This is a genomic window from Marinobacterium nitratireducens, from assembly GCF_014645375.1.
Taxonomy (GTDB): domain Bacteria; phylum Pseudomonadota; class Gammaproteobacteria; order Pseudomonadales; family Balneatricaceae; genus Marinobacterium_A; species Marinobacterium_A nitratireducens.
The window spans coordinates 121,056-145,861 of record NZ_BMLT01000006.1 but is presented as its reverse complement, the minus strand read 5'-3'; the positions used below and the strand labels follow the sequence as shown (position 1 = coordinate 145,861).

23 protein-coding genes are annotated in these 24,806 nt (G+C 63.6%); 7 read left to right on the top strand and 16 right to left on the bottom strand.

What is annotated here, in order from left to right:
- Position 1: 1 nt before the first annotated feature.
- The 10 genes from mvaD to IEX85_RS13030 form a co-directional block, all read right to left on the bottom strand.
- Positions 2-1,000: a diphosphomevalonate decarboxylase gene (gene mvaD / locus IEX85_RS13070; protein ID WP_229721910.1), complete on the bottom strand. Its 999-nt coding sequence runs from the start codon at positions 998-1,000 to the stop codon at positions 2-4.
- Complete coding sequence (mvk, locus tag IEX85_RS24020) at positions 987-1,931, bottom strand: mevalonate kinase (protein ID WP_308425649.1); 945 nt, start codon at positions 1,929-1,931, stop codon at positions 987-989. Before mvk ends, mvaD begins: the two co-directional genes overlap by 14 nt.
- A gap of 102 nt (positions 1,932-2,033) precedes the next feature.
- Positions 2,034-3,038, bottom strand: a complete 1,005-nt coding sequence (locus IEX85_RS13065) for a mevalonate kinase family protein (RefSeq protein WP_188861053.1) — start codon at positions 3,036-3,038, stop codon at positions 2,034-2,036.
- Positions 3,032-4,198 (bottom strand): hydroxymethylglutaryl-CoA synthase, encoded by a 1,167-nt coding sequence (locus tag IEX85_RS13060; RefSeq protein ID WP_188861052.1) that lies wholly within the window; start codon positions 4,196-4,198, stop codon positions 3,032-3,034. The genes IEX85_RS13065 and IEX85_RS13060 overlap by 7 nt, the downstream gene beginning before the upstream one ends.
- Positions 4,199-4,213: 15 nt before the next feature.
- Positions 4,214-5,245 carry a type 2 isopentenyl-diphosphate Delta-isomerase gene (gene fni, locus IEX85_RS13055; RefSeq protein ID WP_188861051.1) on the bottom strand — a complete coding sequence of 344 codons (1,032 nt, stop codon included), beginning with the start codon at positions 5,243-5,245 and terminating at the stop codon, positions 4,214-4,216.
- Entirely contained in the window at positions 5,245-6,279 is a 1,035-nt protein-coding gene (locus IEX85_RS13050) for a hydroxymethylglutaryl-coenzyme A reductase family protein (protein ID WP_188861050.1), read from the bottom strand. Before IEX85_RS13050 ends, fni begins: the two co-directional genes overlap by 1 nt.
- A gap of 117 nt (positions 6,280-6,396) precedes the next feature.
- Entirely contained in the window at positions 6,397-7,713 is a 1,317-nt protein-coding gene (locus IEX85_RS13045; protein WP_229721909.1) for a TolC family outer membrane protein, read from the bottom strand.
- A gap of 73 nt (positions 7,714-7,786) precedes the next feature.
- A complete protein-coding gene (locus tag IEX85_RS13040; RefSeq protein ID WP_188861048.1) occupies positions 7,787-8,419 on the bottom strand; it encodes a response regulator transcription factor in 633 nt (210 codons plus the stop codon).
- Position 8,420: 1 nt separating this feature from the next.
- The gene (locus IEX85_RS13035; protein ID WP_188861047.1) at positions 8,421-9,746 is read right to left on the bottom strand and encodes an HlyD family type I secretion periplasmic adaptor subunit; all 1,326 of its coding nucleotides are present in this window, start codon (positions 9,744-9,746) and stop codon (positions 8,421-8,423) included.
- Between the two features lie 8 nt (positions 9,747-9,754).
- Positions 9,755-11,875: a type I secretion system permease/ATPase gene (locus IEX85_RS13030; protein WP_188861046.1), complete on the bottom strand. Its 2,121-nt coding sequence runs from the start codon at positions 11,873-11,875 to the stop codon at positions 9,755-9,757.
- A 69-nt stretch (positions 11,876-11,944) separates the two neighbouring features.
- Between IEX85_RS13030 and IEX85_RS13025 the strand changes: the two genes are divergently transcribed.
- On the top strand, positions 11,945-12,325 hold the full coding sequence (locus IEX85_RS13025; RefSeq protein ID WP_188861045.1) for a hypothetical protein: 381 nt from the start codon (positions 11,945-11,947) through the stop codon (positions 12,323-12,325).
- A gap of 4 nt (positions 12,326-12,329) precedes the next feature.
- Here the strand turns inward: IEX85_RS13025 and IEX85_RS13020 are convergent, their stop codons facing one another.
- From IEX85_RS13020 to IEX85_RS13010, 3 genes are all read right to left on the bottom strand, one after another.
- Entirely contained in the window at positions 12,330-13,922 is a 1,593-nt protein-coding gene (locus IEX85_RS13020; RefSeq protein ID WP_188861044.1) for a tetratricopeptide repeat protein, read from the bottom strand.
- Between the two features lie 106 nt (positions 13,923-14,028).
- Positions 14,029-15,255 (bottom strand): argininosuccinate synthase, encoded by a 1,227-nt coding sequence (locus IEX85_RS13015; RefSeq protein WP_188861043.1) that lies wholly within the window; start codon positions 15,253-15,255, stop codon positions 14,029-14,031.
- Between the two features lie 213 nt (positions 15,256-15,468).
- Positions 15,469-16,302, bottom strand: coding sequence for a flagellar protein MotY (locus tag IEX85_RS13010; protein WP_229721908.1), 834 nt, complete (start codon positions 16,300-16,302; stop codon positions 15,469-15,471).
- A 289-nt stretch (positions 16,303-16,591) separates the two neighbouring features.
- On the opposite strand from IEX85_RS13010, the gene rnt reads away from it, so the two are divergent.
- Entirely contained in the window at positions 16,592-17,221 is a 630-nt protein-coding gene (gene rnt / locus IEX85_RS13005) for a ribonuclease T (protein WP_229721925.1), read from the top strand.
- Positions 17,222-17,758: 537 nt separating this feature from the next.
- On the opposite strand, the gene IEX85_RS13000 is transcribed toward rnt, so the two are convergent.
- Entirely contained in the window at positions 17,759-18,361 is a 603-nt protein-coding gene (locus tag IEX85_RS13000) for a peroxiredoxin (protein WP_188861041.1), read from the bottom strand.
- 121 nt (positions 18,362-18,482) lie between these two features.
- Positions 18,483-18,818, bottom strand: a complete 336-nt coding sequence (grxD, locus tag IEX85_RS12995; protein ID WP_188861040.1) for a Grx4 family monothiol glutaredoxin — start codon at positions 18,816-18,818, stop codon at positions 18,483-18,485.
- Positions 18,819-19,187: 369 nt separating this feature from the next.
- Here grxD and IEX85_RS12990 point away from each other — a divergent pair, with 369 nt between their 5' ends.
- From IEX85_RS12990 to IEX85_RS12980, 3 genes are all read left to right on the top strand, one after another.
- The gene (locus IEX85_RS12990; RefSeq protein WP_188861039.1) at positions 19,188-20,375 is read left to right on the top strand and encodes an aspartate aminotransferase family protein; all 1,188 of its coding nucleotides are present in this window, start codon (positions 19,188-19,190) and stop codon (positions 20,373-20,375) included.
- Positions 20,376-20,456: 81 nt separating this feature from the next.
- On the top strand, positions 20,457-21,362 hold the full coding sequence (gene argF, locus IEX85_RS12985) for an ornithine carbamoyltransferase (RefSeq protein WP_188861038.1): 906 nt from the start codon (positions 20,457-20,459) through the stop codon (positions 21,360-21,362).
- Between the two features lie 161 nt (positions 21,363-21,523).
- On the top strand, positions 21,524-22,438 hold the full coding sequence (locus tag IEX85_RS12980; RefSeq protein ID WP_188861037.1) for a LysR family transcriptional regulator: 915 nt from the start codon (positions 21,524-21,526) through the stop codon (positions 22,436-22,438).
- A gap of 138 nt (positions 22,439-22,576) precedes the next feature.
- Here the strand turns inward: IEX85_RS12980 and IEX85_RS12975 are convergent, their stop codons facing one another.
- Complete coding sequence (locus IEX85_RS12975; protein WP_188861036.1) at positions 22,577-22,957, bottom strand: carboxymuconolactone decarboxylase family protein; 381 nt, start codon at positions 22,955-22,957, stop codon at positions 22,577-22,579.
- 113 nt (positions 22,958-23,070) lie between these two features.
- On the opposite strand from IEX85_RS12975, the gene IEX85_RS12970 reads away from it, so the two are divergent.
- Entirely contained in the window at positions 23,071-24,429 is a 1,359-nt protein-coding gene (locus IEX85_RS12970) for a class II 3-deoxy-7-phosphoheptulonate synthase (RefSeq protein WP_188861035.1), read from the top strand.
- Positions 24,426-24,752 carry a YqcC family protein gene (locus tag IEX85_RS12965; RefSeq protein WP_188861034.1) on the top strand — a complete coding sequence of 109 codons (327 nt, stop codon included), beginning with the start codon at positions 24,426-24,428 and terminating at the stop codon, positions 24,750-24,752. Before IEX85_RS12970 ends, IEX85_RS12965 begins: the two co-directional genes overlap by 4 nt.
- Positions 24,753-24,806 lie beyond the last annotated feature (54 nt).

Genomic DNA, 24,806 nt, shown 5'->3' with positions numbered 1-24,806 from the left:
ATCAGTCGCCGAACGGCGCCACAACCTCGAGACCGGGAAAGGCAGCCTCGACCGCCGGACGGTCCTGAACCTCGAACAGCAGCTTGAGGTTGGGGCCCGCATCCATGGTGAAGTAGACCGCAAGCCCCGCTTCGCGCAGCTGCCAGACCCGCTGCATCGCCGCTACCGACTCCGGCTGCCAGTACAAAAGCGGCGGCCAGGACGCGATCATGGTCGCGTGCATCGACAGCGCGTTCTGCTCGGCGGTCTGCCCCAGCAGCGCGAAATCGCGCGAGGCGATCGCCTGGTGCAGCTTTTCCAGATCGGCCGCGGCCTGCAACGGCCAGCTCTGATACAGATGGGCGGTCTCGATGGTGCGTTGCATGCCGGCGCGGCTGCCGACCGCCTTCTCGCCGGTGGCGACCTTGACCAGCCCGATCTGCAGCCCGGGCCAGCGTGCCGGGATCGGCACCCCGTGGGAATCCATACCGTCGTCGTGGATGCCGTCGCGCCACTCGACGAACCCCTCGAACAGCGAACGACAGGCGCTGCCGCTGCCCATGCGGGCAAAGGCCGACAGCACCTCGGGGGCCAGTCCCAGCTGCAGCCAGCGATCGAGCGCCAGCGTCAGCGCGGCGAAGCCGGAAGCGGAGGACGCCAGGCCCGCCGCGGTGGGAATGTTGTTTTCGGTATGGACATGCACCGGCAGCGCGCGACCGGCGCGGAACAGCTCGACGAACGCCAGCAGCTTGGCGGCAAAAGGCTGGTCCTGCGCCTGCTCGACGCCATTCAGGTAGACCCGGTCCGTTCCGTCCGGTGCGCTTTCCAGCCGGGTACGGGTACCGAGATGCCCGAGCGACACCGACAGACTGTTGTTGATCGGCAGATTCAGCTCTGCATCACGCTTGCCCCAGTACTTGCATAGCGCGATATTGCTCGGCGCGAACGCCTCGGCAGCGTCCTGCGGCGCCAGCTTCGCCGGCAACTGCGCCTGTATGACCGCTTGCTTAGTGATACTCAATCCTGACTCCCTCCGGGCTGACCGCCACCGGTATCCGTTGATAGTCGCAGGCCAGCGAATCGTCCGCCCCGAGCGCAAGCACGCAGTCGCCAAGCCCCGAGCCGCTGATCTTGCAGCCGAGCACCTGCGGATTCGCGCGCAGCCGATAGACCATCTGCGCCAGGGTGGCATCGTTGACGCCGAGCGCATCCATCAGCCCCTGATAGATATTCATCAGGCGTCCGAGCGCCGGCCAGTCCTGACGCAAAATCGCCGCTTCGGCCTGCTCGCAGGTCCTGCCCATCAGCCGGTACAGGTCCAGGTACAGGGCCTCGTAGCCTTTCGAGGCTTGCGCGACCCGCTCCAGCACATCAGGTGTCCGGGTCTTGTAGCCGCTGTAGTACAGACAGATTTCCGGCAGGCCCGGCAGCCGTTCCAGCTGGCGTGGCGTCACCCGGTAGCCGATCAGGCCACCCTGTACGCTGGCGGCGAGGTCGGTACCCGAGCCGCGTCCCTGCACCGCATGGATCACGTCCAGGGCCGCGTCGAAGACCGCCTGGGGCCCGGTGTCGTCACCTGCGTAGGCGCTGAGCGCCGCAACCAGCGCCGCGGTCACCGCCGCCGACGAGCCGAGACCGACGGTGTGGGAAAATTCCGATTCTATATCCAGCTCGAAGCCCGCCGGCAGACGTCCGGCATACAGGCCGACTGTGGCCAGCACGAAACTCAGGCGCGGCTCCTGCGGCAGCGCATCCAGCGTACCCTGCACCTCGGCCAGCGCCGAGCGTATGATGACCGCACGATCCTCGCGCCGGGTCAGCCGCAGGCGCATGTAACGGTCGACCGCACAGGCGATGGCCCTTTCGCCGTACAGTACCGCGTGCTCGCCCATCAGCATGATGCTGCCGGGGGCTGATACGCGGATCTCTCGCCAGTTATCCAGCTGTAGCAAACCCGCCTCCCAAAACGTCCCTAGTGACCTAACGTAGGGTGCTGGTGATCGGAGCGAACCGCACCACGATTTCCGGTGCGCTTCACTGCGTTCAGCAGCACCCTACGGCTCGAACCGTACTCCCTGCCGTTCCTCGTGCAGCGCCCCCCAGTGCCAGTCGCGCGGCAGCTGCAGCGACTGCGGCGTGCCCTGCGGCAGCCATACCAGCATCAGGCCTCCGCGGTCGCCGGAAACGGCACCGGCGCCGCAGATTTTGGCGGCGCCACCACGCTGTTCCACGCGTTCGGCAAAGCGTCCGCACTCGGCGGGTACCACGCCGATACGCGTCAGCAGGCGGTGATTGGCGCGCAGCAGTTCGACGACCGCCTCGTCCTGTGCCAGCGCCGCCTCGAAACGCTCGGTGATATCGCCAAACTCGCTCCAGATATCCGAATCGGCAAAGCCGGTGCGCACGTGTTCGACGCAGGTACCGGTACTGCTCGAGGGCGTACCGGTGTAAACCCAGAACCAGCCCGCGCCAAGACCGTCCGGCGACAGCGGCTGCGCCTCGAAGCTCTCGCCCTGCACCCGCACCAGCCCGCCGAGACAAACGGTGGCGGCGTCGATCAGACTGCCCCGACCATGCTGCAGGCGCTCGCAATGACGCACCTGGCGCACCAGCTCGTCGCGACTTTCGAAATGGCCGAAGAGTTTCAGCAGGCAGGCGATCAGCGCGGCGGAGGAGCCCATGCCGGCACCGATGGGAATCTCGGAGTCGATATGCACGCGCCCCTTGGGCAGCTGCTCGAGTCCGGACAGCACCCGCGCCATATCAACGGCGTAGAACACCAGCTCGCCGGGCTTGCGCAGTATCTGACCGATACTCAGCTCGCCCCGCAGGTAACGCTCGAAGTAGCTGTCGAGACGCCGCCGCAGGGATGAGAACTTTTCCAGGCCGAGGCTGTGACCGCGGTCGCCGGTGTGCCAGCTCAGTCGCGGCAGGCGGTCGGGTTCGAAGGTGACCTTCATGCGGCGGTCCACGGCCAGCGCCAGCGCAGGCTTGCCGTAGACCACCGCGTGCTCCCCGCTGAGGATGATCTTGCCGGGGGCACTGACCCGTTTCAGCACACCACGTATTCGCGTTTGTGATGGGAAATGGCTGCCAGCCGGAAACGACCGGTGGTGCTGGCGGGAATGTCGAGGTGCTCGCCGTCGCGCGGATCCGGGTAACGGTAGAGCGCGAGGTATTCGTCGTAGCTGACTTCCTGGCGCGCCTCGAGCATGCGGCGATGGGCATCGCGGTACAGGTGGCGCTCGTAACCTTCGACCACCCGGCCGGAGAAGAACTCGGCCACACAGCCCGAACCGTAACTGAAGAAGCCGATACGCTGACCGGCCAGGTCGTGGCTGCTGTTCTCCAGCAGCGACGCCAGACCGATGTACATCGAGGCGGTATAGCTGTTGCCGATGATACGGTTGTACTGCAGGCTGGCTTCGATCTGCTGCTCGAGCTGCTCGGCTCCCAGTTCACTCTTGTTGACCCGGGCGAGCTGCTGGTGCGCCTTCTGTGCCATACGGCCGAACGGCAGGTGGTAGCAGAAATGGCTGAAGTCGCCGAAGGTCAGCGAACTTGCCTCGCGGAAATTCTCCCAGGCCTTTTTCAGCGACTTGAGATAGATCTTGGTCGAGTACTTGCCATCCACCAGCGCGGTGCTGCGGTAATTGGGACGCCAGAAATCCATCACGTCCTCGGTGTAATTGCCGACTTCCGGGGCGATCTCGACCAGGCGCGGGTTGGCGCTGATCATCATCGCCACGGCGCCGCAGCCCTGGGTCGCTTCGCCGGGTGTGTCGAGATCGTAGCGGGCAATATCGGACGCCACCACCAGAACCTTCTGTTCCGGCTGGCGCGCAACCAGAGCGCAGGCCATCTGAACGGCCGCGGTGGCGCTGTAGCAGGCCTGCTTGAGCTCCACCACGCGACAGTTGGCGCCGAGTCCCAGCAGACGATGGACATAAATACCGGCGGCCTTGGACTGGTCGATACCGGTTTCGGTGGCGAACAGCAGGGTGCTGATGCGCTCGGAGCCCACCGTATCGACCAGCGGCAGAGCAGCGTTGGCGGCCATGGTGACGATGTCCTCGTCCGGCGCCGCCATGCCCATTTTCTCCTGTCCTATACCGACGTAGTACTTGTCCGGGTCCGTCTGCTGGGCACGGGCCAGCGAGCGCAGATCCAGAAAGTAATTCGAGGTATAGAAGCTTATTTCATCAATACCGACTGACATAGATGGTTTGGTTCCTCAACGCTCTTCAAGAATGAGAGCCTGATTCTTGAACAACGACGCGATATCCGCAGCGCCAAGCAGAAACATGGCGATCGTAAAGTCTCTGCGCAGCTGCTCGATGACCCTGACCACGGCGTCCGAAGACACCATCGCCGGGCGCAGAAACGGAGCTGCGAGGCCACAAAGGGAGGCGCCGAGTATAACAGATTTCGCCATATCAATCCCATCTCTGAGCCCCCCGCTGGCGATCAGGGTGGCGCGATCGGCGAAGGGTTGCGCCAGGCGCAGCGCCGTCGGCGTGGGTATGCCCCAGTCCTGGAAGCGCAGTCCGGCGCTGTCGCCGTCGTCGCCATGGCGATGGTGTTCGATACGGCTCCAGGAGGTGCCGCCGCTGCCGGCAACGTCGAACATCCGCACGCCGCGCCCAAGCCCCGCCGCGATGTCCTCCGGCGCCAGCCCGCAACCGACTTCCTTGAGGATCAGCGGTACGCTGAGCTGCCTGGCGAGCTCGCCGATGCGCTCGCCGATACCGGCAAAGTTGGTGTCACCCTCCGGCTGTATCGCTTCCTGCAGCGGGTTCAGATGGAGATAGAGCGCATCCGCACCGAGTACCGACACCGACTCTTCGCACTGCTGCAGTCCGAAACCGTAATTGAGCTGAACGGCACCGACGTTGCCCATCAGCAGCGTGGTCGGCGCCAGTTCGCGCAGTTCGAAACTGGCCCGCGCCTCGGGCTGGGTGAACATCACACGCTGCGAGCCCACCGCCAGCGCCACCTGACAGCGCTCCGCCGCCTCTGCCAGATTACGGTTGATCCGCCGAACCAGTTCATGATCGCCGCCGGTCATTGACGAAATCAGCAGCGGAAAGGCCAGCCGCTTGCCAAGAAAGGTGGTCGACGGATCGACCGCGGCCAGGTCCAGCTCCGGTAACGCCCGGTGACGCAGCCGGATGCGGTCGAAGTGGGCGCCGTTGCGCTCGATATCGGGATCGCGCTCGATGGCGCGGATGTGCTCGATCTTGCGCTCGTTGGTCGGGTCCGACATCATCGCTCCAGCTTCAGGTGAGCCTCCATCAGCTCGCCTGGATTGGTCTGAGCCGCCAGCAGCGACAGTTCGCCACAGAGTACCGTGGCACCGCAGATCGCCGCCAGCCGGCGGGCGTTGGCGCCGGGCTCGCGCGCTTCGCGGCAGCCCAGCAGGTCGAGATTACGCTCGACGAATTCCAGCCCCTTGCCGTTGCCGACCGTGCCGACGATGAGGTTCGGCAGCGTGCAGGAAAAATACAGATCGCCATCCCGCACCTCGGCGTGCACCACGCCCTGGGAGCCCTCGATGATGTTCGCCGCATCCTGCCCGGTAGCCAGATAGAACGCCAGCAGCATATTGGCGTAGTGGGCATTGGCGCTGCGCAGACCGCCGGCTATCAGAGTCCCGATAAGGTTCTTCTTGATATTGAGATCGACGATTTTCTCCGGCGTGGTGTGCAGCTTGCGCTCGCACAGCTCGCGCGGCACCAGCAGCTCGGTGACCACATACTTGCCCCGGCCGAGAATGCCGTTGACCGCCGTGGCCTTCTTGTCGGAGCAGTAGTTCGCCGAAATCGACGAGTAGCGCAGGCGCGGATACTGCGCCAGGATCCAGGGAATCAGCCGGTCGGCGGCGTTGGTCACCATATTGTGACCGGAGGCATCGCCGGTGGTGAACTCCAGCCGCAGGTAGATCAGGTTGGCGACCACCTGGGAGTGCATATCGATCAGGTTGGCGAAGCGGCTGCTCTGCGCCACCACCTCGTTGAGCTCGGCCCGGCGCGCTTTGAGCGACTCGATCGCCTGATGCGCCGCCAGGGCGTCGTCCGCCTCGAGCAGGATCGAGCGGGTCATGCGCTCGTCGATCACGGAAGTGCGGATACCACCGGCAAGCACCGAGATGCGGGCACCGCGTCCGACCGAGTGCCAGAGCGGCGTCTCGTAAGTCGCCAGCGGCACCTTGACCTTGTCATCGACGATATGACCGGTCATCCGCAGCGGGCCGACCAGCCGCATCGGCACCGGGGCCTCCAGTAGCTTGTGTGATTTCATCGCTTGCGCCGCACCATAAAAATAAAAAGGGTTGCGCCATGCAACCCTTGGGATCTGTCTTTAATTAGGCAGCGCGGATTTTATCCAGCCACCTGTGCAGATGCAACAAAGCGCCCGTTACTGACCGGCCTCCGCCATTTCCGTGCTCTCGCTCATCGGCACGTCCTGCGGCGGCGTGATCTCCAGCGCCTCGAGCAGCTGCCCCATGCCGTTGTAGACGCGATACTGCGACAGCAGATAGTCGAACGAGGTATCGGTGAGGGAGTTCTGCGCCGAGAACACCTCGTTTTCGGTATCGAGAAGGTCAAGCAGCGAGCGCTGGCCGATGTCGAACTGCTTCTTGTAGGAGTCGCGGGTCTGTTCGGCGGTGCTGACGTAGGTCTCGAGGTGACCCACCTGCTGACCGAGAATCTCGTAGGCGTTCCAGGACAGGCCCAGCGACTGCGCGACCTGGCGGTCGGCGCTGTTGCGGATTTCCTCGGCCTCGTGGATCTGGTGCTGGGTACGACGGATGCGCGCTTCATCGGTACCACCGTTGAAGAGGTTGTAGCGCAGCCTCAGCATGGCGGTGAAGTCTTCGTTGTCACCGCCGATGCCGTCGATGTCATTGTACAGGGTGCGTTCGGCCTCGAAGTGCAGAGTCGGGTAGCGACGGCTGTAGGCCGCCTCGTACTGCGCCTTGGCCGCTTCGATATCGGCGGCGGCAACCTGCAGCGTTGGCTGGGTGTCGCCGGCACGCTCCAGCGCCTCGTCATAGCTGGCCGGCATTGCCAGATCGGCCGGCACCTCGTAATCCGTCGGCGGCTCGGCCCCGACCACGCGAATGTAGTTGGCGCGGGCGTCGCGCAGATTGTTCTCGGCTGCCAGTACGTTGACTTCGGCCAGCGCAAGGCGGCTTTCCGCCTGCTGGATGGACGCCAGACTGCCAAGGCCCGACTCCGAGCGGCGGCGAATCTGGTCGTAGATGGTCACGTGATTGTCGAGGGTCAGACGCGCCAGGCGCAACAACTCCGTGCGACGGACCACGTCGAGATAGTGACGGGTTGCGTCGAGCGCGAACTGCTCGGTGGCTTCGCGCACGCGGGCATCGGCCGACAGCAGCCGCGCTTCCTGGCGTGCCACTTCGCTCTGGGTGGCCATACCGTCGAACAGCATGTGACGGAAGTTCAGAGAAGCTTCTTTGCGCCACATGTCCTCGTCGCCGTCGCCGCCAGTTCCCTGCTGCGCGCCGCGGGTGCTGGGGTCGTCGGTCCACTCGTAACCGACACCCATCAGCAGATCGAGATCGGGATACAGGCCGCCCATGGCCTCCTTAACCTCTTCCCGTACCGCATCGCGGGCATTTAGCGCTGCCGCCACTTCCGGATTCCGGACCATGTTCTCGCTGATCACATCCGTTATAGAGGTGGCGTTTGCCACCTGGATCGCCGACATCAATGTCACTCCGGCGAATATCCCTGTCCTGAGGCCCATTTTCCTGTCTCCCTGAAGGGTTTCCACTGACTTGTTAGTGTAGACGCTGCTGCTCGTTTGCCATAAGGATTAGCGAAACGCGGTCACCCGCGCCCGTTTTCCTGAGAATAGCACTGATATGAGCTTTTACCGTTCTTTCCGTTATGTTCAATTGCCGGGCGATCACCTTGTTGGCCGCGCCGGTTACCAGTATATCCATCACCTGCTGTTCCCGCTCGCTGAGGCTTGCCGCAAGGCCCACGCGCGCGGACTGCGCCGCCAGCAACTGGGCCGGCTGACCGTTGAGCAACCGCCTGAGCAGCTTTTGCATGACCACCGGGCTTGCCCAGATATCCCCGCGCCAGAGGGTTTCGATCAACTGCAGCAGCAGCGACCCGGTAATGAAGGTGCTGGCGTAGCCACGTGCGCCCAGCGCCAGCATGCGGATGCCGTCGTCATCATGCGGCCGGTCGGTCAGCACCGCATATAGCTGCCCGCCTGCCTGCAGCTTCTGGAACAGCGCCTTGCGGCGCTGCAGTTCCAGCGAGTCCAGATGCAGCAGCATCAGGCCGTCGGAAAGCCCCTGTTCCAGCTCGCCGCTCTTGAGCAGCTGCGGCGACAGCTCGTGCAGCAACCGCTGCCAGCGCTCCAGCACGTTGTCATGCGTGGTATAGATTCCCAGCCTCATCTCAGCGTTCCGTCAGTGCCCTGTCGCGGGCTTTGAGAATCGGTTTGAGCAGATAGTCCATCACCGTTTTCTTGCCGGTGAGAATATCCACACTCACGGTCATGCCCGCGATCAGCGGCAACGGCTTTTCGATGTTGCCGAGATAGGGCGTCTCGGTTTCCAGACGCACGCGATAGAACGCCTTTTTCTCCTCATCGAGGATGGTGCTCGGCGAGACGAACACCACCTTGGCGTCCAGCCCCCCGTAAATCGAGAAATCGTAGGCCGAGACCTTGACCCTCGCCGGCAGGCCCACCTTGATCGGGGCGATATCCGCCGGCCGGATGCGGGCCTCGACCAGCAGCCGGTCCTCCCAGGGCACGATATTGAGCAGATCGTCACCGGGCTGCACCACGCCGCCGACCGTGTTGACCATCAGTTCCTTGACGGTTCCTTTCACCGGCGCCCGCACCTCGGTGCGGGTAATGCGGTCCTGCATGCCCTGCATCGCCTCGCGCAGGCGCGCCAGCTCGCCGCTCACCTCGTTCAGCTCGGTGCGGGCTTCGGTGCGAAACTGCAGTTCGCCTTCCTCGAGACGGCTCTCGTGCTCGGCGATCGCCGATTCGATGCGCGGTATGCTCAGCCGCGTCGCCGACAGCTCGCCCTTGAGATCATTGACCTGGCGCTGGGTGCGCAGGTACTCGACCTCCGAGATCACCCCTTCGCCGACCAGGGGTCTCATGATGTTGTACTCCTTGAGCAACAGATTGTAGCTGCTCTGAAGCTGATCGATGCGGGAGCGGGCTTCCCTGAGCTCCTGTCGGCGCTGCTCCAGCTGGCGGCGGGTAATCAAAAGCGTGGTGCGCAACTCCTGCACACGGGCATTGTAGAGATTGCGCTCGCGGTCGAGCATATGCTGATACGCCGGCGGGAAGTCCGCGGGCATCTCCAGCTCGGTTCCGTCGGCCTCGGCCTGCAGGCGCAGCTGCTTGGCGATCAGCTCGTATTCGCGCACCCGGTTTTCGTTGAAGGAACTGGAGAAGCGGGTGTCGTCGATGCGCAGCAGCACCTGCCCCTTCTCGACCAGGTCGCCTTCGTGCACCAGGATGGCGGAAACGATACCCCCCTCGAGATTCTGCACCACCTGCAGCTGGCTCGACGGGATGATCTCGCCGTCGCCACGGCTGATCTCGTCGAGCTGAGCCCAGTTGGCCCAGACGATCGCCAGCAGGATGAACAGCGCCATCCCCCAGAGCAACAGGCGGGCGCTGCGCGGCGTCTGCTCCAGCATCGCCTCGCTGATGCTGGTCATAAAGCGGGTATCGTCCCTGGATACTGGCCTGTTCATGGAGGTTCCTACTTGCGAATCTGCAGGCGTCCCTGCTTCAGCGCTTCGAGCACAGTCTGTTTGGGCCCGTCGGCCACGACCTTGCCGCCATCGATCACGATCAGGCGGTCCACCAGCGACAACAGCGACATCTTGTGGGTCACCAGCACCAGGGTACGCTCACGGGCATACTCCGCCAGTTGCTGCTTCAGCGTCTCCTCGGACGAGTTGTCCATGGCATTGGACGGCTCGTCGAGAATCAGCACCGAAGGATCGTGGATCAGCGCGCGCGCCACCGCCACGGCCTGCCGCTGGCCACCCGACAGCGCCGCGCCGCGCTCGCCCACCTGCATGTCGAAGCCCAGCGGGTGGCGGTTGACGAAGTGGTCGGCGCCGGCGAGCCTCGCCACTTTCACCATCTGCTCGTCGCTGGCATAGGGTGCGCCCAGGGTAATGTTCTCGCGCAGTGTGCCGGCGAACAGCATGATGTCCTGGGGCACGTAGCCGAAATGGCGCCGCAGGTCGACCGGATCGATCTGGTTGATGTCGATACCGTCGACACGAATGGCCCCGTCGCTGGCGCTGTAAAGGCCCATCAGCAACTTTTCCACGGTGGACTTGCCGGAGCCGATACGACCGATCAGCGCTACCTTCTCCCCTGCCCGGATACGGAAGGAAACGCCGTCGAGCGCTTTCTGCTGCTCGCCCGGATAGCTGAAGCTGACCTGGTTGAACTCGATATCGCCCTTGAGTTCGGGCCGGTGCACGAAGTGCCGCTCGCCCTCACGCTCCTCCGGCAGATCCATGATCTGGTTGAGGGTCTTCAGCGCCGTGGAAGCCTGATGGAAGTTGGCTACCAGGCCTGCGAGCTGCCCCATCGGCGCGATCACCCGGCCCGACAGAATGACGCTGGCGATCAGGGCGCCCAGGGTCAGCTCGCGCTCGGAGATCAGATACACGCCGAAGATCACGATCGCGGTCGAGGTAAGCTGCTGCACCAGACCGGCGAAATTGACCACCGACGACGACAGCATGCGCGACCGCAGCCCCCAGCGCGCGATGTAGCCGCCGGCCTGCTCCCAGCGTAGCTGCAACGGCGAGGCGGCGCGCTGGGTCTTGACCGTTTCCATCGCCGTCAGACTCTCGACCAGAGTGGCATTCTTCTGCGACGCCGATTCGAAGGTCTTCTCGACCGACTCCCGCAGCCGCGGCCGCACGATCAGCGAAAAAAGGTAGATGACGGGGATCGCCACCACCGGCACCACCACCAGGGGGCCGCCGATCAGCAGGATCACGGCGAGAAATATCACCGCGAAGGGAATATCGATCAGCACGGTATTGACGGTGGAACTCAGCATCGCGCGGATGCTCTCGAACTCGCGCAGATTGCTGGCGAACGAGCCGACCGACCGCGGCATGGCGCTGTACTTGAGCGACATCACCTTCTCGAACAGCATCGCCGAGAGCAGCACATCGGTCTTCTTGCCGGCCACCTCGATAAAGTAGGCGCGAAGCATTTTCAGGCCGAAGTCGAACAGATAGACGACGAACAGGCCGACCGCCAGCACCCAGAGGGTTTCGATGGCGCTGTTGGGCACGACCCGGTCGTAGACGTTCATCACGAACAGCGGGCTTGCCAGCACGAACAGGTTGATCAGCAGCGACGCCAGCAGCACGTCACGGTAAATCCGTACCGAACGCTTGAGCGTGCCCCAGAACCAGTGCCCCTGGCGGTCGTCCAAAACCTTCGAGACGCGCTCGCTGAAGCGATACTCCAGGCGGACGAAAATCGCGTAACCGCTGTAGTGCGTCTCGAGGTCGTCCAGGCGCACCCGGTGCTTGCCGCCGCTTTCGGGCTGGATGATCAGTGCAGAATCATCCTCCAGATCCAGCTCCTGCAGGATGCAGGCCTGGTCGTCGTCGAGCAGCAGCACCACCGGCAGCACCAGCGGGGATATCTCCCGCAGTGCGCGGGGCATCACCCGGGCTCTGAGTCCGGCACGCTGAGCCGCGCGAACGAATAGCTTGGGCGTCAGCCGGTTGTTCTCCAGCGGCAGCCCGGCGCTGAGTACATCAGCCGAGAGGGGGTTGTGGTTCTGCCGGGTCAGCTCGACCAGGCAGCTAAGAAGGGGATCCTGAATGTCGTCCATGTCCTTGACCTGCTCGGATCGCGAGCTCCATACTAACACGCAACTCAACTGGCTGATATCTGTATCCCGATGCTCTACGCCAAACGCAATCCGGACGGACGGATCGTCGCACTGACCGAAACCGCAGAGCCGGGCTCCACGGCGGTCGACATGAAGGACCGGGAAGTACTCAACTTCCTGTCGATCAACGACAGTTCCTTTTCGCCGGAACAGTTCCTCGAAAGCTCCGATGCCGGAACCATTCGCATCATCGAGGACATCGTAGAGATACTGATCGCCAAGAATATCGTACTCTTCACCGACTTCCCGCAGGCATCGCAGAAGAAGCTACTGAGCCGAAAACTTGCCCGTAGCTTTATGCAACCTGAATCGGAGGAGCTACAAGATAGCGAACCGCGGCCTGCAGAACAATCCCGGATCCTGATCGAAGACGACGATTCCTTCCTCTGAGCCCTCAACGGGCCATTTCGGCGCCGCCCCGCAGAAGATTGAGATTTGCCAGGCGCCGGCACAGCGAACGGTAACGTTCCTGCTGCTTCTGGCCCAGCGCTCCGAGCTGCAGACCGTAGAGCAGGTCATCGCAGTGACGCAGCACCGCCCGGGCGCGCGCCTCATCGAGCCTGGCCACTTCCAGTCCCGCCTGCACCAGGTTGAGCACCACCGCCGGATTGCCGCTGCGCAGCCGGTCCGCCTCGCAGAAACGCGCATAGGCCTGTTCATAGTCCTTGCGCCGGTAGCTCAGCATTGCCGACAGATTACTGCGCCCCCAGTCGAGCGTCGCGAGCAGCCGCATGGCTTCCTGACGCCGCTGCCGCCCGAGCTCGGCCAGCGAGCTGTCCTCCAGCCCGTCGGCCATCAGGTCCGCCAGTTCCGCCTGCAGCGACGGCGGCAGATACCCGAAGCGCTCGAGCGCATCCTGCGCCGCCTGCTCGGCCAGGGCGCTGTTGCCACTGCGCCGGTACAGCCGCGCTGCCAGCAGGCGGGCCCGGAACGGCACCGCCGGGTCGCCCTCGAAATCCCGCACCGCGCTTTCCAGCGTGCGCACGCACTCGGCCTCGGCGGCATCGGAGACTGCAGAGGCGCCCTTCTCCACCTGTTGCAGCAACGCTTCGACCAGCCCGTAGTAGCAATCGACGCGCTGAAACGGCGAGTAGCGCCCATGGGCGACCGCCTGACGATAGGCGGTCGCGGCCTGGGGCCAGTCGCCGTCGAGCGCCAGCAGACAGGCCAGGTCCGACTGCAGCTGCGGCATGAACGGCTGCAGTATGGTCGCCTTGCGCAGCAGCATCTGAGCCTCGCGCCAGTGCCCCAACACCCGTTCGCAGCGCGCCTGCATCAGGAACGCCTCGGGCGCGGTCTGATTCTGCCCGGTGAGATGCCCCAGACACCGATGCGCTTCGCGGTAGCGACCCTGCTGGTAAAGCGCCACCCCGAGGCCGATGTCGGCCCAGTCGCAGACAGGCTCCTGCGACAACCGGAGGAACAGAGTTTCGGCTTCCCGGAACCGCTCCAGGTGCAGCAGCGCAATGCCACGCAGGCGCTGCAGATAGGGCCGCACGCCCGGGTACCGCTCCTGCGCCTGCTCACCCTGTTCCAGCGCGCCCTTCCAGTCCCCCTCGTCGAGCCGCTCCTCGAGCGGCAGTAACAGCGACTTCACCCGCGCCAGGCGATCGAGACACTGACGCAGCCGGGCCCGGTCGCAGGGTTTGGCGATACAGGCGTCCGGCGCGTATTCGAGCGCTCCGGCCAGCGCCTGCGCCTGATCGCTGGCGGCGATCAGCACGAAGCCGTCGCGATAGCGGCGCGAGCCATCGAGCGTGGCCTCCTGGATCACCTGCAGACCGTTCTTGACGCCGGGTCCGAGGTCATAGGCGACAAAACAGAAATCGAAAGACTGGGCGGCGAGATAGTTGACGGCCATGCCCGCCGATGTGGCGGCCGCGACCTGAGCCAGGCCAAAACCGCCCAGCAGCTCGCGCAAGGCGCCGAGATCGTCCCGGTTGCTGTCGACGACAAGCGCCGTCTTGCCTTCGAGGTAGGATTCCATAAAGCCGCTGACAGGAAAGGTGTCGCAAAGTTATCACAGTGCATGCGAGGGTGACAGACAGACACAAAAAAGCCCGCAATGCGGGCTTTTTTCGAACACCTGGGAATCAGTCTTCCAGCAGGTTGCGCCCCTTGCTGGCAGCGATACGCATGCGCAGGGCATTGAGCTTGATAAAGCCCTCGGCATCCTTCTGGTTGTAGGAACCGGCATCGTCCTCGAAGGTGGCGATGCTTTCGTCGAACAGGCTGCCCGCCGAGCGGCGACCCACGACCTCGACATTGCCCTTGTACAGCTTCAGGCGCACGTCGCCGTTGACATTGCGCTGGCTGTAGTCGATCAGCTGCTGCAGCATCTTGCGCTCTTCCGACCACCAGAAGCCGTTGTAGATGATCTTGGCGTAGCGCGGCATCAGCTCGTCCTTCAGATGAGCGGCCTCGCGGTCCAGGGTAATCGACTCGATGGCACGGTGAGCGCGCAGCATGATGGTGCCCCCCGGAGTCTCGTAGCAGCCACGGGACTTCATGCCGACGAAGCGGTTCTCGACGATATCGAGACGGCCGATACCGTTGGCGCCACCGATCTTGTTCAGTGTTTCCAGCACGGTAGCCGGGCTCATCGCCTGACCGTCGATGGCCACGATGTCGCCTTTCTCGTAGGTCAGTTCGATATAGGTCGGCTGATCCGGCGCCTGTTCGGGCGATACCGACCAGCGCCACATGTCTTCTTCGGCCTCGGCCCAGGGATCTTCCAGAATGCCGCCCTCGTAGGAGATGTGCAGCAGGTTGGCGTCCATGGAGTACGGCGACTTTTTCTTCTTGCCGGAGAAGTCCACCGGAATGTTGCGGTCTTCGCAGTACTTCATCAGGGTTTCGCGGGAGGTGAGATCCCACTCGCGCCAGGGCGCGATAACCTTGACGCCCGGCTTCAGCGCGTAGGCGCCCATCTCGAAGCGGACCTGGTCGTTGCCCTTGCCGGTCGCGCCATGGGAAATGGCGTCGGCGCCGGTTTCGTTGGCGATTTCCACCAGGCGCTTGGCGATCAGCGGACGTGCGATGGAGGTACCGAGCAGGTACTCGCCTTCGTAAATGGTGTTGGCCCGGAACATCGGGAAGACGAAATCGCGCACGAACTCTTCGCGCAGGTCTTCGATGAAGATTTCCTTGACGCCCAGGGCCTCGGCCTTGGCGCGCGCTGGTTCGACTTCTTCACCCTGGCCCAGATCGGCGGTAAAGGTAACGACTTCGCAGTTATAGGTATCCTGCAGCCAGCGGACGATCACGGAAGTATCGAGTCCGCCGGAGTAGGCCAGCACAACCTTTTTGATATCGGACATGTCTCAGCTCCAGATGAGATCGCCCGGCCGCCATCAGGCCACCGGGACGGGGAATCTGTCGTTCGAAAAGACGTCGAGCGCGCGGCAGCGAAGGTGCGGCGGTCGATACGTCTGGAAAAAGCGCCGCAGTATAGCAGCTAAGCGCGGGACTCAGAAGCCTCGAGCGCCTTTCGCCGTACGATAGCACCCGCCCTGCGGCTCAGGGTCACAGAATCAGTCGCGCTCCAGACGCACGGTGACGCGGCGGTTGCGATCGCGGTTGGCCGCTGTGCTGTTGGGTACCACCGGATAGCGCTCGCCATGAAAACGCGTGGTGATCATGCTTTCGTCGATCCCCTGCTCCACCAGATAGCGGGTGACGGCTTCAGCCCGCTTCTTAGACAGATCACGATTGAGCAGCCGCCGCCCGAGGCTGTCGGAATGACCGTCGACGTACACCGAGCGCACCTCGGTATCGTTGCGAACGTAGAGCGCAATCAGGTCGAGCCGCTCGCGGGCGCTGTCGGGAAGATCGGTAGTGGCGGACGGAAACAGCAGCGCGGTACGCGCCACCTGGGTAAAGTTGACCGGCAGCAGCCCTTCGACACAGCCGCTGTACTCGCGGTACGCCGATGGAAAATTCGCCGCCGACACCCCGACCCGCAGCGGCTCTACGGTACCCTGCCAGCGCTCATGCGTGAAGGTCGGCACCAGCCCCTGGTGCAGGTACGCCAGCATCTGCCGGGCGTAGGGCGGATCGACGCTGATCTCACCACTGGCGGCATCCACCGCAACCGGGCCGATCACCCGGGTCGCAATACCCGGTTGCCAGGGCGGCGCTTCAGCCACCAGCAGCGCCTGCCCGGCGGCGTGGCTGCGCCCTAGCGGCTGCAGGCGAAAATGCACATCTTCGCCCGCTTCCTGTTCGAACAGCGCCCGCCCATAATCCGGCACCGGCTGACTCAGACGGCAATTGAACCGGGACGCCTCGAGGTCCCAGCGCGAATCCTCGATCGACGCCCGGAAGGTCACACCCCAGGCGGCCTGAACCGACAAGCAGACGGACAATAAGACGCAAAACCTGAACATCAAAGCACCACCCAGTGTATCTTGGCAACGGCGCCACCCTCCCCGGCCGACAGCGCACTGCCGGAGGCCGCCTGTGCACGCCACCCGCTGCAACTGTATCGACCGGCCAGCGCTATTCTTTAGAGGATCCCCGCTCCCGGGTCCGGCATCGGCTTGCCGGTGCCCAAAGTTGGAGGCTCCGAAGCCGGGCTGCTAGAATGGCGGGACATTCGCCCCTGCCCCGCTGCATTAAGGATATTACTTGAGTAACAGCACCACTGCGCAAATGATGGCCGACCGGTTTCGCGGCTTCCTGCCTGTCGTCGTCGACGTCGAAACCGCCGGCTTCAACCCTCGCACCGATGCGCTGCTAGAGGTAGCCGCCGTCACCCTGACCATGGATGAAACCGGTTATCTGATGATCGACCAGTGCTTCGACGAGGCGGTCGACCCGTTCGAGGGCGCCAATTTCGAGCGCTCCGCACTCGAGTTTACCGGCATCGACCCGTTCGACCCCGAACGCGACGCCATTCCCGAAGCCATGGCGCTGGAAAACATCTTCAAGCCCATCCGCAAATCGATCAAGGCCCATGGCTGCAAGCGCGCCGTACTGGTCGGCCACAACGCCGCCTTCGATCACAGCTTCGTGCAGGCGGCATCGGCCCGCGCCGACATCAAGCGCAACCCCTTCCATCCGTTCTCGACCTTCGACACCGCCACCCTCGCCGGCCTCGCCTACGGCCAGACGGTCCTGGCCCGCGCCTGTGACGTCGCCGGCATCGACTTCGACGGCAAGAAGGCCCATTCGGCGCTCTACGATACCTGCAAGACCGCGGAGCTGTTCTGCTCCATCGTCAATCGCTGGAAGGACCTCGGCGGCTGGGACATGGTGCTCGAGGCGCGACATTACGAGGATTGAGAGTAGTCAGGCGTGAGGCCTGTGGAAGCGGTGCCCTCGCACCAGAAGTAGGAGCCCACTCTGTGGGCGAACAGCCTTTCAGCGCCCCGCCAGCCTTCGGTTCGCTCGCGGAGCGAGCTCCTACGTGTACCCGCTCCAGCCCCTGCCGGCTGAAGCCGATCGATCTGCGCTGCGATCGAGTTGACGGGATTGTTGTTACCCAGACTTCGCAGGCAACGGAAAGGTCATCCGGGGTTTCACTTGGCGCTCTGCCGGCCGGGAGCCATCGATCTGTACCGCGATCGATTTGACGGGTTACGCGATGCCCATCAGCAGCACCAAAGGTTCCGGCAAATGCCATTGCATCGCTAGAGCCAGCTGCCGAACCGACGTCCAAGATGGGTTGCACGACGCCCTGGCCGCATCGGTGACGGATACGCCGTACCGAGGCATCGCTCCACCCATCCTGCGATTTACGTTTTTCCGCTGGAGCGCGATGAACCAAAAAAGGCCCGTCAACTTGCCGTTGACGGGCCTTTTTTTGGATTGCGGTCCAGCTTACAGCTTGCCGGATTCCTCGGCGAGGTAGGCGGCAACGCCTTCCGGAGAAGCGTTCATGCCCTTGTCGCCCTTGGTCCAGCCAGCCGGGCAGACTTCGCCGTGCTCTTCGTGGAACTGCAGCGCGTCGACCAGACGGATCAGCTCTTCCATGTTACGACCCAGCGGCAGGTCGTTGACGATCTGGGAACGGACAACGCCGTTCTGGTCGATCAGGAAGGCACCACGGAAAGCGACACCGGCGTCGGCTTCGACGTCGTATGCCTGGCAGATTTCGTGCTTCACGTCAGCAACCAGGGTGTATTCAACCGGACCGATGCCGCCCTGGTTGACCGGAGTGTTGCGCCATGCGTTGTGAGTGAACTGAGAGTCGATGGAAACACCGATCACCTCGACGTTACGCTCCTTGAACGCCGCCATGCGGTTGTTCAGAGCGATCAGCTCGGAGGGGCAGACAAAAGTGAAGTCCAGCGGGTAGAAGAAAACGAGACCGTACTTGCCGCTGATCGCTTCTTTCAGGTTGAAGGCGTCGACGATCTGACCGTCGCCCAGAACCGCTGCAGCAGTGAAGTCCGGTGCTTGCTTACCTACGAGTACGCCCATTACTTATCTTCTCCGTAAATAGTCCGTTTTAAGCTCTTAAATCCATCGGCGCGACCGGGGTTGCCCGGCCGCGCCGATGAAAGGGTTGGCGGAATGCGTTCTGGCGCGTCCCGCCGAATAATCAGGCTTCGTCCGCGCCCTGCTCGGCCGCCACCTGCTTGATCAGTGTCTCGAGCTCGCCGCTGGCCGCCATCTCGCAGATGATGTCGCAGCCACCCACCAGCTCACCCTGGACCCACAGCTGCGGGAACGTCGGCCAGTTGGCGTACTTCGGCAGCTCGGCGCGGATTTCCGGATTCTCGAGGATGTTGACGAACGCGAAACGCTCGCCACAGTTCATTACAGCCTCGGAAGCGCGGGAGGAAAAGCCGCACTGCGGGAATCGCGGGGTGCCTTTCATATAGAGCAGAATGGGGTTCTTTTCGATCTGCTCCTTGATGGTGTCGATTACGCTCATTGATACACCTTTGAATGCCTGGGTATGCTATCGCTCGCACTGCGCGAACACGTGGCGCTAGCCTACCACAAATCCGACCGTTTATCCGAGCATTATGGTCAGGTAAAACGCATGACGGCTATTAATAAAACCCGGAATGCGCAGGCGCCCACGCGGCGGGCGAAAAACTGCGCTGCCACACTGGTTCGCCCGGAGACCGGGCTCCCGCCACTAAACACCATATTGGGTTCGCTGGACCGCATTACAACCCCGCACGATTAAAATCCCGTTACCGCGGCCCGCGCATTGCCAAAGCACCCTCATCTACATAGAATGCCTTTCTTTTGTCTGGCAGCCGGGGCTGCCTTTTTGCGTTGTAGGGAGACGGCCATGGCCACCACACCGATCATGAACACGTACAACCGCCTTTCCGTGGCGTTCGATCACGGTGAAGGGACCTGGCTGTACGATACCGACGGCAACAAATACCTGGACGCTCTGTCCGGTATCGCCGTCTGTGGTCTTGGGCATGCGCACCCGGCGGTCACCCATGCCATTACCGAGCAGGCATCCAAGCTCATCCACACTTCGAACCTCTACAGCGTGCCGCTACAGGAGCGCCTGGCCGCGCGCCTGACCGCGCTCTCCGGCATGGACAACGTATTTTTCGGCAACTCCGGCGCCGAAGCCAACGAAGCGGCGATCAAGCTGGCGCGCCGGTACGGCCACCAGCAGGGCGTCGACAACCCGGCGATCATTGTCATGGAAGGCGCCTTCCACGGACGCACTCTGGCCACTCTCAGCGCCACCGGCAACCGTGCCGTCCAGGTCGGCTTCGAGCCGCTGGTCGGCGGCTTCTTGCGCGCGCCCTACAACGACGTCGAGGCCATCCGCACCATCGCCGCCAACAACCCCAATGTGGTCGCGATCCTGGTCGAGCCGATCCAGGGTGAAGCCGGCATTCGTATTCCGGCCGACGACTACCTCAACCAGCTGCGCGATATCTGCGATGACAACGACTGGCTGCTGATGCTCGACGAGGTGCAGACCGGCAACGGCCGCACCGGCGAGTACTTCGCCTATCAGCACAACGGTATCCTGCCGGACGTCGTGACTACCGCCAAGGGGCTTGGCAACGGCGTGCCGATCGGTGCCTGTCTGGCCCGGGGCAAGGCAGCCGAGGTGCTTACCCCCGGCACCCACGGCTCCACCTACGGCGGCAACCCCCTGGCCTGCGCTGCGGCGCTTGCGGTGGTCGACACCATCCAAAACGACAACCTCTGCAAGCGCGCCCGGGCGCTCGGCGAGCGGATCTGCGACGGTTTCCGCGAACAGCTGACCGGCTCCGATTACGTGCGCGAAATCCGCAACAAGGGCCTGATGATCGCCATCGAACTGAACGAAGCCGGCAGCGAACTTGCTGTGCTGTCAAAGGTCAAGGGCATCCTGCTCAACGTTACCGGCGGCGGGCGCGTGGTGCGACTGCTGCCGCCGCTGACCATGACCGACGGCGAAGCGGACCTGCTGGTGAACACGCTTTCCAAACTGATCCAGATCTACGCGGCAGACGATCGGTAAGCCAGAATATCTTCCGGCACTAGACTAAGAATCCATAATCAATCGCCGCACTCAGAGGACCTGCTGAAGCAGACACCACCTATGGGCACGAGACACTTTCTGACGCTGAACGACCTGACCCCCGATGAGTTCAAGCAGCTCATCGTACGGGCCGGGGAACTGAAACAGATGCGCAATGCCGGCGAAGTATACGAGCCGCTGCAGAACCACGTCATGGCCATGATCTTCGAGAAGGCCTCGACCCGCACGCGCGTATCCTTCGAAGCCGGCATGGCCCAGCTTGGCGGCCACGCCATGTTCCTGTCGTCGCGGGACACCCAACTCGGTCGCGGCGAACCGATAGAAGATAGCGCCCGCGTCATCTCCAGCATGGTCGATGTGGTGATGATCCGCACCTTCGAGCACGCCACCGTGGAAACCTTCGCCAGGTACTCGCGGGTGCCGGTCATCAACGCCCTGACCGACGATTACCACCCCTGCCAGCTGCTCGCCGACATGCAGGCTTACCACGAGCACCGCGGCTCCATCCAGGGCAAGACCGCGGTCTGGATCGGCGACGGCAACAATATGTGCAACTCCTGGATCAACGCTGCGGCGCTGCTCGACTTCCGCCTGCACATCTGCTGCCCCGAGGGCTTCGAACCGATGCAGTCGCTGCTGGAGCAGCACGCCGACCGGGTCCGGCTGTTCCGCGACCCCGAGGAAGCGGTAAAGGGCACCGACCTTGTCTCCACCGACGTCTGGGCCTCGATGGGCCAGGAAGAAGAAGCCAAGGCGCGCGAAAAGCAGTTCACCGGTTTCCAGGTCAGCCCTGCACTGATGGACCTTGCCAACCCCGATGCCGTGTTCCTGCACTGCCTGCCCGCCCATCGCGGCGAGGAAATCAGCGAGGACATGCTCGACGACCCCCGCTCCATCGTCTTCGACGAAGCCGAAAACCGCCTCCACGCCCAGAAGGCGCTGCTGGAATTCCTGCTGGTCAACTGATTCAGCACGCCGCAAGGCAGGGCCGCTTAAGGTCCTGCCCCGGCGGCCCCAACAAGCGAGCGCGCCGGATCGCCCGGACCGCGATCCCACCCCAGCGCTGCCGACGCCGGGCGCGAATACCGCTATAATTCCTTTCACGACATCCAGGACGGGAGTGAGGCATGATCGAACTGAGGCACCTCAAGACGCTGGCCGCGCTGCGCGATGCCGGCAGCCTGGTCGAAGCGGCCGAGCGGGTGCACCTGACCCAGTCGGCCCTGTCTCACCAGATCAAGGACCTGGAGGACCGCCTCAGCTGCTCGCTGTTCATTCGCAAGACCAAGCCGATCTGCTTCACCTCCTCCGGCCAGCGCCTGCTGACCCTGGCCGACGACGTGCTGCCGATGATCCGCAATGCCGAGCGCGATATCGCGCGCCTGGCCGGCGGCGAAGCCGGGCGACTGAATATCTGTATCGAATGCCACAGCTGCTTCGAGTGGCTGATGCCGACCATCGATCATTTCCGCCAGCACTGGCCGGAGGTCGAGATGGATCTGTCCAGCGGCTTCAGTTTTCAGCCGCTGCCGGCGCTGGCGCGCGGCGATCTGGACCTGGTCATCACCTCGGACCCGGAACCGCGCACCGGCATCACCTATATTCCGCTGTTCAGCTACGAGTCGGTACTGGCGATCGCCAAGCAGCACCGCCTGGTGGCGCGGCGCTTCATTCACCCGGAGGACCTGGTTCAGGAAACCCTGATCACCTACCCGGTGGACCACGGCAAGCTGGATATCTTCAACCACTTCCTCGACCCCGCCGGCATCGAACCGGCCGAAGTGCGCACGGCCGAACTCACGGTGATGATCCTGCAGCTGGTCGCCAGCGGTCGCGGCGTCTCGGCGCTGCCGAACTGGGCCATCCACCAGTACCTCGAGCGCGATTACGTCGCCGCCCGCCCGCTGGGCGAGAAAGGCGTCTGGTGTACCCTCTACGGCGCCATCCGCGAGGACCAGAAAAGCGCCGAGTTCATGGTGGACTTTCTCAACACCGCCAAGGAAATATCCTTCCGCAACCTCAGCGGTATCAAGAACGCCTGAGGGGTTACGGGTTACGGGTTACGGGTTACGGGTTACGGGTTACGGGTTACGGGTTACGGGTTACGGGAAATCGTCACCTGTCACCTGTCACCTGTCACCTGTCAGATAAATTGTGTATTGCCGGATTCAGGTAAACCCTCACCCCTGATCCCAGGCGTCGATCACTTCTTTCGCCGCACGGAACGCCTCCTGCGCCGCCGGTGCGCCGCAGTACACCAGCGAGTGCAGCAGTACTTCGCGGATCTCCTCCTTGCTGCAGCCGTTGCGCAGTGCGCCGCGCACGTGCCCCTTGAGCTCGGTGGGCGCCTTCAGCGCCGCCAGCATGGCGATGGTCACCAGGCTGCGGGTCTGGCGCGACAGGCCCTCGCGCTGCCAGGTCGAACCCCAGGCATGCTCGTTGATCCAGTCCTGCATTGGCGCGGTCAGCTCGTCGGCCATCCCCATGGCGCGCTCGACGAACTCCTCGCCCATGACCTCGGTTCGGACCCGCAGCCCATTTTCACGATCTTGTGCCGACATGATGTCTCCTCCTTCAAACCAAACCCCAGTATGCCACGACCGCTTGTTTCTCGACGCTGTTGCCGTAAACTGTTGCCTCCACTACAGAACCGTTCGAGCAAGAAGTCAACGAGATGCAAGACTGGAGCCCCGGCAGCTGGCGCACGAAACCGATCGTTCAGCAGCCCACCTACACGGACCCCGGCGCGGTGCGCGCCGTGGAAGAGGAACTCGGCCGGCTGCCGCCGCTGGTGTTCGCCGGTGAAATCCGCTCGCTGCACCAGCAGCTGGCCCAGGTCGCCGAGGGCCGCGCCTTTCTGCTGCAGGGCGGCGACTGCGCCGAGAGCTTCGCCGAGTTCAATGCCAACAAGATTCGCGACACCTTCCAGCTGATGCTGCAGATGGCGGTGGTGCTGACCTTCGCCGGCAGTTGCCCGGTGGTCAAGATCGGCCGCATGGCGGGCCAGTTCGCCAAGCCGCGTTCTGCCGATATAGAGACCCGCGATGGCATCGAGCTGCCCAGCTACCGCGGCGATATCGTCAACGACTTCGACTTCACCAGTGAAGCCCGGATTCCGGACCCGCAGCGCCTGCTGCGCGCCTATCACCAGGCATCGTCGACGCTCAACCTGCTGCGCGCCTTTGCCCAGGGCGGCTTCGCCGACCTGCATCAGGTACACAAATGGAACCTCGGTTTCGTCGAGAAGAGCCCGCAGGGCGAGAAGTACCAGCACCTCGCCGATCAGATCGACCAGACGCTGGCGTTCATGGAAGCCTGCGGCGTCGATGCCGAAAACACGCCGCAGATTCGCGAGACCAGCCTCTACACTTCCCACGAAGCGCTGCTGCTGGGCTACGAAGAAGCGCTCACCCGCCGCGACAGTCTGACCGACGACTGGTACGACTGCTCGGCGCACATGCTCTGGATCGGCGACCGCACGCGTCAGCCGGACCACGCCCACGTCGAGTTCCTGCGCGGCGTCAAGAACCCGGTCGGCGTCAAGGTCGGGCCGAGCACCAGCATCGATGATCTGATGCGGCTGATCGACATTCTCAATCCGGAAAACCAGGCCGGCCGGCTGACGCTGATCGCCCGCATGGGCGCCGACAAGATCCTCGACAAGCTGCCGCCGCTGGTACGCGCGGTCAAGGAGTCGGGACGCTCCGTGGTCTGGAGTTCGGACCCGATGCACGGCAATACCACCACTGCCTCCAGCGGCTACAAGACCCGCAGCGTCGACGCCATCCTGCGCGAGATGAAGGGTTTCTTCGAGGTCCACCGCGCCGAGGGCACTTACGCCGGCGGCGTTCACTTCGAGATGACCGGCAACAACGTCACCGAGTGCATCGGCGGCGCCTACCAGATCACCGAAGAAGGCCTGGCGGACCGTTACCAGACCCAGTGCGACCCGCGCCTCAACGGCGAACAGGCGCTGGAGCTGGCGTTCCTGATCGCCGATACCCTGAAGCAGGCACGGAGTGGCAGCCGATGAGCCAGCACCGGCAACTGGCGCAGCTGCTGATCGAGGTCGAGCGTGAAATGCGCGCGCTCGACCTGTGGCAGGCCTCGGCGCCGTCCGCCGAGGCGCTGTCCAGCGCCCAGCCCTTCTGCGTCGACACCCTGAGCTTCTGTGAATGGGTGCAATGGATCATGATTCCGCGCTTTTGCATCATGATCGAGCAGCGGCAGCCGCTGCCGGCCAGCAGCGACATCGCCAGCATGGCCGAAGAGGTATTCAAGGAAGTGGACGCCGACACCGCCATCCTGCTCGAACTGATCACCGAAATCGACCGCACTCTGCGCGCACTGCACTGAGGCCCTGCGGGAGCGCCGCCCCCTGACAGGCTGTTGAAAATCTATCTGCGTGGC